Raw genomic sequence first — 8114 nt, 5'->3', positions numbered from 1 at the left:
CCCGCGTCTCGGGCAACCCGCCTGTCCGGTTCAACTGGCGGCGGATGGGTTTCACCACGCTGCGCGCCCATGGCCCCGAGCGGATCACCCCGGACTGGTGGCATGACGACCCGGCCTGGCGCTTTGGCACGCGGGACTATTGGCGGATCGAGACGCATGAAGGCCCGCGGCTCTGGCTGTTTCGCACCCCGCAAGCGGCCTCAAAGGACTGGTATGCGCAGGGGGTGTTCCTGTGACTGCCTACGCCGAACTTTGCGTGACCTCGAACTTCAGCTTCCTGCGCGGTGCCTCGCATCCCGAGGAACTGGTGCAGCGGGCCGCTGAGCTGGGCCTGACCGCCATCGCCATCACCGATCGCAATTCGGTGGCCGGGGTGGTGCGGGCCTTCTCGGCCTTGAAGGAATTGCAGCGGCTGCGCGATGAGGTGGGGCAGGGGGCAGCGGTGCCTCTGCCCCGGCTGATCCCCGGTGCCCGTCTGGTGCTGAATGACAGCCGCGTTGAATGGCTTGCCTTGCCCACCGATCTGGCCGCCTGGTCGCGGCTGACCCGGCTTCTGTCCTTGGGCAAGCGGCGGGCCGGGAAAGGCAGCTGCCACATCGGTCTGGCTGATCTGGAAGAATGGGGCAGGGGGATGATCCTGATCGCCCTGCCGCCCGATCCGCTGGAGGGGGACGATTTCATGCCGGATCTGCGGCGGATCGCAGGCCGCTTCGCGGGCCAATGCCATCTCGGTGCCGCCCCCGTCTATGACGGTCAGGATCAGGAGCGGCTGGACCGGCTGGCCGGGATATCGCAGGCGACAGGCCTGACCCTTATCGCGGTCGGCGATGTGCTGATGCACCGCTCACACCGTCGGCCTCTGGCGGATGTGCTGACCTGCATCCGCGAGGGCTGCACCATCGACGCGATCGGCGACCGCCGCCTGGCCAATGGCGAGAACCGCCTCAAATCCGGTGCCGAACTCGCCCGGATCTTCCACCGCTATCCGGCGGCCTTGCGCCGCACGGTCGAGATCGCGGATCGCTGCGCCTTCCGCCTCGATCAGCTGCGCTATCAATATCCCGACGAGGCGCAGGACGGCGAACCGGCGCAGGCCCGCCTCGAACGCCTCGCCCGCGAGGGGCTGATCTGGCGCTATCCGGACGGCCCGCCGCCGAAGATCGTCTCGCGCGTCGAGAAGGAGCTACGTCTTATCGCCGAGGTCGCATATGCGCCCTATTTCCTGACGGTCCATGACATCGTCAGCTTCGCGCGGGCGCAGGGCATCCTCTGTCAGGGTCGCGGCTCGGCGGCCAATTCCGTCGTCTGCTACCTTCTGGGCATCACCGAAGTGCCGCCCGAAAGCATCACCCTGATCTTCGAGCGCTTCATCTCGAAAGAACGCGGCGAGCCACCGGATATCGACGTCGATTTCGAGCATGAACGCCGCGAGGAAGTGATCCAGTGGATCTACGACCGCTACAGCCGCGAACGCGCCGGGCTGACCGCGGTGGTGATCCATTTCCGCTCGCGCGCGGCCATCCGGGAGGTCGGCAAGGTCATGGGCCTCAGTCAGGATGTGATCGCCCGGCTCTCGGGGCAGATCTGGGGCTGGTCCTCGGCCGCGCCGAGCGAGGAGCGGCTGCGCGACGCCGGGCTGCATCCCGAGGACCGGCGCGTCGCCTTGGCGGTCCGGCTGATCGGCGAGATCATCGGCTTTCCGCGCCATCTCAGCCAGCATGTCGGCGGTTTCGTCATCACTCAAGGCCGGCTCGACGAGCTTTGCCCGATCGAGAACGCGGCGATGGAGGACCGCACCGTCATCGAATGGGACAAGGACGATATCGACGCGCTCGGGCTCTTGAAGGTCGATATCCTCGCGCTCGGCATGCTGACCGCGATCCGCAAGGCCTTCGGGTTGATCGAGGAACACCGGCGCGAGCGCTGGACCCTCGCCAATATCCCGCCCAAGGACGCGCGGGTCTATGACATGCTCTGCCGCGCCGATGCCATCGGGGTGTTCCAGGTCGAGAGCCGGGCGCAGCTCAATTTCCTGCCCCGGATGCGGCCGCGCAACTTCTACGATCTCGTCTGCGAGGTCGCCATCGTCCGCCCCGGCCCGATCCAGGGCGGCATGGTGCACCCCTACCTCAACCGCCGCCAGGGCAAGGAGACGGTCGAGGATCTCGGTCCGGCGATGATGGAGGTGCTGGGCCGCACCTATGGCGTGCCGCTGTTCCAGGAGCAGGCGATGCAGATCGCCGTGGTTGCGGCGGGCTTCTCGCCGGCCGAGGCCGACCGGCTGCGCCGCTCGCTCGCCACCTTCAAGCGCATGGGCACGATCGGCGGCTTCCGCGACCGCTTCGTCGGCGGCATGCTCGAGCGCGGCTATGACGCGGATTTCGCGGCGCGCTGCTTCGCCCAGATCGAGGGTTTCGGGAGTTACGGCTTCCCCGAAAGCCATGCCGCCAGTTTCGCCCGGCTGGTCTATGTCTCGGCCTGGCTCAAGTGCCATCATCAGGCGATCTTCACCTGCGCGCTCTTGAACAGCCAGCCGATGGGCTTTTACGCCCCGGCGCAGCTGGTGCGCGACGCCCGCGATCATGGCGTCGAGGTCAGGCCGGTTTCGGTCAATGACTCGCTTTGGGACTGCACGATCGAGCCGCGGGCGGACGGCACCCATGCGCTGCGGCTGGGGTTCCGGCAAGTCAAGGGCATGCGCGAAGAGGATGCGATCTGGGTCGCGGCGGCACGCGGCAATGGCTATCCCGATGTCGAGAGCGTCTGGCGACGGGCGGGGCTGCGTCCCGATGCGCTGGACCGGCTGGCCGAGGCCGATGGCTTTGCAAGCCTTGGCTTGTCCCGCCGCGATGCGAACTGGCAGGCCAAGGCGCTGAAGGCGCCCAAGCCGCTGCCGCTCTTCGGGATGGACGGCGAGGGCGAGCGCGAGCCGATGGTCGACCTGCCCCGGATGACCTTGGGCCAGGAGGTGATCGAGGATTACCTCGCCCTGCGCCTGTCACTCCGCGCCCATCCGCTGGAGATCCTGCGGCCCAATCTGCCCGAAAGCCTGCCGCATGCCAAATTGGCCGAGGCGCGGGGCAGGGTGGTCATCACCGGCCTCGTCATCACGCGCCAGCGCCCCGGCACCGCCTCGGGCGTGATCTTCCTCACTCTCGAGGACGAGACCGGCACCGCCAATGTCGTGGTCTGGACGAAGGTCTACGAGACCTGTCGCGCAGCCGTGGTCGCCGCCCGCCTGCTGCGCGTCACCGGCCGGATCGAACGCGACGGGCAGGTGACCCATCTGATCGCCGAGCATGTCGAGGATCTCTCGCATCGCCTCTCGGTTCTCGGGCATCCGTTGCGGATCGCAGCCGAGACCGAGCGGGCAGGCGAGACCCTCAGGCCGATCCGCACCGCCAGCCGCGCACGCCATCCCCGCGAGCAGGCCAGAAAGCTTTTCCCGAGCCGGGATTTCCACTGAGCGGTGTTTAATCGCGAAGTGACCGAACACTTGGGCTCCATATACCGGCGCTCGGACCAAGTTACTGAGAACGCGAACTTACACCGAATATCCCGTCGAACATCTCTGGTGACTGCGCTTGACGAGGGTGGTCTTGCCCTTTGCTAGTTCCAACCGGACCGATGCACCTTACAGACGACCTTTTCTTGATTGCCTTGATCCTCTGGAGAACCTGTTTCGACCGCGCATATGTTCCAGCGCGGAGCCCGAATAAAATCATTAAAAATGACGCTATTGGGTCCTGATCCTTGGATAAACGCCACGGTTGATATAATCTGAGGTGCGCGCGTTCATAACAGTTTGGGTCGAATCATGGCTCCGCCCGAGAAGCATTTGACGGACCGCGAAGTACGAGCGCGAAACGCTCGGCGGCATTGGGAGACGCCCCCTGGGGCGCGAGACCAAGAATATCTGACGGCCATGGATAGGCTCATTTTCGAGAAGGAGAAAAACAGCGAAACGGGTGATTTCATCGGCTGGAAGCTCAACCAGGAGGATCTCCGGACATACTTTAGCGCAGAGCCTGTTCCTGCAGAGCCAAACGGTCGCAACTTCCGCCGAGCCGACTTCAGGTGGGCTGATCTCTGGGGAGTCGTATTCTCAGATTGTAACTTTTATAAGGCAAATTTTGAAGGCGCAATGTTAGCGAATTGCCATTTCGAAAACTCGGATATTTCCGCCGCAAACTTCAGAGATGCCGACTTGGGCGACGCGGACCTATCTCGTGCGAAGGGATTGATGCCCGTTAATTTATCCGGTGCGAGGTTGGCGAATGCACGTCTTCCAGAGGAAGTTAAGAAGTTCGAGCGTCTCCAGCGGGCTGACAAGGCTGCGCAAAGCGCAAAGGCTACCTTCATCGCCCTAATGGGAGCATGCCTCTATTGTTGGCTGACAATTGGCGCCACGAATAATGCCGACCTGCTCCTAAACTCCCAGAAGACCGCTCTGCCGATCATAAATACTGAAATTCCCCTTCAGGGATTCTATTTTGTGGCGCCCACGCTTCTGCTATCGGGATACATCTATCTGCATTATTATCTTCAATGCATGTGGCAGGACCTGTCCAGTCTTCCGGCCATTTTTCCCGACGGTGAATTTCTTGATGAGAAGATCGATCCGTGGCCGATGCGCCTCGTGCTTGTGAGACATACCTGGTTTCTGAGGCACGCACGTTCTCTGGGGCACGAACATTCTTACCGGGTAGTGGAAATTATACAATATTCCGTGGCAGTTGTGCTCGCGTGGTTCGTCGTGCCAGTCACCATAATCGGCTTCTGGTTTCGCTATTTGCCGACACATCAACAGAACACTTGGTTCCTGTTGGCGCTGAGTTTGTGTTCATTGCTGCTACTTGCGGCAACCTTCCGTTTGGCAGTCGTCACACTTTGGGAAAGAGGGCAGGGAAGTCGGCTTGGAAGCGACAGGCGCTTGTTGCGAGCCTTGCCCCGCATTATCTGGGTTCTGGGCGCCGTTTTGCTTGCTGCCACCAGTGTCTTGATGACCGCGCGCACGTTTTCGGGCTAGCACAAGGGGCGATAGGAGAACGGTTTGAAGAATATCGAAGTGCTTTGGGATAGGGTGCGCGGACTTGACGGGGAAACATTTCACACCAAAACGGGCCTTCCTTTTACTTTTTGGGTCCTCCTGACGTGGCAGTGACATCATTCTTTAACGGGCCTATCCAAATCGGCCAAGCGGCTCTCAGCGCAGCAAATTGCGGAAACCACCGCGCTCAAGCCTGCCAAAGGTCACACGGTGGCGCCGAAACGCCGCCAAGCAGCAGTGAGCCCCTTTGGGTCATGCGTGCCCGCCGCGGTGCATGCCGCCCTGAAGCGACATCCACGCCGCAAAAGAGCAGCATGTACGTTCCCGCACCGGGGCCCTGGCCAATCTGCCGGGCGGCGCTGACCCCCGCAGAGTTGTCTGGAGAGGAACAGATAGTAAAACGTAGTCACCCTGAAGCGCGGCGATCTGGATCGCGACAGAGGATCACCGCCCAGTAGGCATCCTAAGTCGCGCCCGGGACAACGCGGGTGAACAGCGTCGATGGAGACTTTCTCGCACGGTGCTTTGGCCTTGCCTGTGGGACCAGTGCCAATGTGCTCCAAGTTGCGCTCCCGATCGAATTCGGACAAGGTGGCAGAGTGGAATTAAAGAGGGCTGGCGGTCGTTGACATCTACACAATATCACCTGCACATCGGGGCTCACGACGTCTATCCCGCCCTTCTTGAAAGTGTTGCAAACGAGTTCTCCCGCGAGATGGCAAATGCCCTGACCTACATGGTTTCGGCAGCCGAGTTTCGTTCGAAAGTTCGTCCGGCCTTGCTGGATGGAACCTCCGAGGTGAGACATGTCTCCGAGCTCGGTCTTGGCAGGAACCATAATCGGGTCGTCATGTCTGCTCACGGCATCCTGTGCAGCAAAAATGAAATTCTGACTGCACGCGGCCTCTATGCTGATTGCCGGACGGTGCTGGCAAAGCTGCAAAGCTTTTTTTCCGGAGAGGATCTTTCACTCCATTTTGTCGCACCGCCGCAGCATGATTATGCCGCCGTGGCCGATACTGTGAGAGATCCCGCCGCCTTGATCTCGTGGTTGTCGATCCTCAACCAACTGAAGACGGCGTTGCCTAACGCACAGATCACGGTATGGCCTGTCGAGCACCGAGATCGTGACGCAGTCGAGTTTTGCGGTGCAGTGTTGGATCTCAAGTTTGATCCCCGCCATCGAAAGAAAGTGGAGCGGCTCGGCGGAGAGCAACGTTACACGGCCGTCGACTTCTCCGGCCGGGCGCCGCTGCGCTCGCCGCAAGCGGCATTATCTGCTCATTTTGACCATGTCTTTTCTGAAGACATCCATAGCATCCTCACCAGCAGCGTGGCCCGGATCGGGCTCGAGAGGACGAGACGTGAATTTTCTGTTTCCTGACCGTGGCGTCGTGTTTATCCACATTCCCAAAAATGCAGGGACTTCGATCCGGACCGCGCTTGGCAAGCGGTCAGTCGGTCCGGTGGCAGGGGCCATACCGGAGGACTGGATTGGTCTCCCCAGCCTCGCTGTCATCCGCCACCCTACCGACCGGTTCCTCTCCGCTGTCAATATGTTCAGATGTGGCGCGCGCGCGATTGCCAGCTCAGATCACTATCATGAAGCTCGCCTGCCCGGTTTGACTGTTTCTCAGGCCTTGGATGCACTCGAGGATCCCACGATCGGCTTTGACCGGAGTTTCAGGCACCCGCTTCATAACCTGAAGCACCATATGTGGCCCCAGACGGATGCCTTTAACTGCCTAGCCTTGGCCAGACACATCCTGCGTTTCGAAAACCTCGAAGAAGATTTCGAAAGATTCTGCGCTGCGCAGGGTATTGACGCAGAGCTACCTTTCACGCGGCATACCACCATGCGCGAGGGGAGCCTTACCGCAGATGACCTGACGGCTGCGGAACTAGACAGGATCGCGACGTTCTTCCGCGCGGATTTCGATCAACTGGGCTATCAGCCGGACGATTTCAGCTGGAGCGATGCCCGGCCAATTAAAAGCCAGAAGGATCTGGACGCCGAAGAGGTGCTCGCGGAACTCTGGCCTTCCTATTTCGAAAACGCGGCTGCTTCGGACGCGCAGCTTTCCGTCCTTCCGTCCTCGGAGGTGAACCTTGAGCTCTTCGCCACTTCGGTCATACCGGGACGCACTGCCAAAGGCTGGAACCACCGCAGGAAGGACCTGCTTGATCACTTCCGTCACTTGGAACCTGAATTCGCTGGTAAGCCGCGGCTGTGCCATCTTCTGGCCTGTACCATCGTGGTCCTGCGGCGAGACGAAGAAAATGCAGCGGCACGGCGGCTTTTCAATCGCATCGTCAGGGAACATTCAGCCATCGCGACCCATCTGAACTCCCGATGGCTGACATCCGTTTGCGACACACTGGTGGATGTAGGAGAGACCGATCTGGACCGGGTTCTCGGCATGACGGGATCCTTGTTTTCAAACAGCATGAAACTTATCGAGACCGAGATCAGGCTGTTTTATCCTCCGCGCCCGTGGCCGCCGAAGAAAATCATCCGCAGGGGCGGTGCGCTTTATGACGGCATGATTACCTTTTGGATCGAAAGAGGCGATGCAATCGAGAACCTCCTTGACCGCGTTGAGAAGGCTCTTTCCGTGGAAGCGGATGCGGCGTTCTTTGTGCGCGAGATCATCAATAGGGTGATCAGCAATGACACCGCGCTCAGTCGAATCATGGCACTCGCTGGACAGGCGCCGTTGTCCGTTATCCGAAAAGATCGTCTTGAGCGCCTGAGGAAATCTCTGGCAGATCTCTGAATTCCTGTTTCGTTCGTGTCCCGGTTTCTTCCTGCTCGAAAACTAACGTCGACTAACGGTCGCAGGATCAGGCCGTTTGGGTCAAGGGATTTACTTCATCTGTGAAGGGATAATGAGCGCTAGGAAAAAGTTACTTTCCTGGTTGGAAACCACCCGCACCCTAGGGTAATCCTCCCCATGGTTAAGGGGCTGCATAAGTAGAATTTTCTCGTAGCGTGAGCTGAGGAGATTCGAATGAGAAAGAGCCGTTTCACGGAACCGCAGATCATGGCTGTGCTTCGTCAGGC

At 60.6% G+C, this 8114-nt stretch carries 4 protein-coding genes and 1 pseudogene; all 5 read left to right on the top strand.

The annotated features are described in order from the left end of the window. Nucleotides 1–236 (top strand): annotated as a pseudogene (locus ESZ60_RS20005) (Y-family DNA polymerase); the annotation flags it as partial. Next, nucleotides 233–3466: an error-prone DNA polymerase gene (locus ESZ60_RS20000; RefSeq protein ID WP_134682424.1), complete on the top strand. Its 3234-nt coding sequence runs from the start codon at nt 233–235 to the stop codon at nt 3464–3466. The pseudogene ESZ60_RS20005 and the gene ESZ60_RS20000, both read left to right, overlap by 4 nt. A gap of 459 nt (nt 3467–3925) precedes the next feature. Next, nucleotides 3926–5029 (top strand): pentapeptide repeat-containing protein, encoded by a 1104-nt coding sequence (locus ESZ60_RS19995; RefSeq protein WP_167620248.1) that lies wholly within the window; start codon nt 3926–3928, stop codon nt 5027–5029. A gap of 646 nt (nt 5030–5675) precedes the next feature. Next, nucleotides 5676–6434 carry a hypothetical protein gene (locus tag ESZ60_RS19990; protein WP_134682422.1) on the top strand — a complete coding sequence of 253 codons (759 nt, stop codon included), beginning with the start codon at nt 5676–5678 and terminating at the stop codon, nt 6432–6434. Then, nucleotides 6415–7827: a sulfotransferase family 2 domain-containing protein gene (locus ESZ60_RS19985; RefSeq protein WP_167620247.1), complete on the top strand. Its 1413-nt coding sequence runs from the start codon at nt 6415–6417 to the stop codon at nt 7825–7827. The genes ESZ60_RS19990 and ESZ60_RS19985 overlap by 20 nt, the downstream gene beginning before the upstream one ends. Nucleotides 7828–8114: the final 287 nt, after the last annotated feature.

The sequence above is a fragment of the Paracoccus ravus genome (assembly GCF_004522175.1).
Classification (GTDB): domain Bacteria; phylum Pseudomonadota; class Alphaproteobacteria; order Rhodobacterales; family Rhodobacteraceae; genus Paracoccus; species Paracoccus ravus.
This window is presented reverse-complemented; position numbering and strand designations above follow the sequence as displayed.

What these genes read in the sequence shown, in the direction of transcription:
- ESZ60_RS19995 (WP_167620248.1), top strand. Translation starts at nt 3,926, where the DNA reads ATGGATAGGCTCATTTTCGAGAAGGAGAAAAACAGCGAAACGGGTGAT.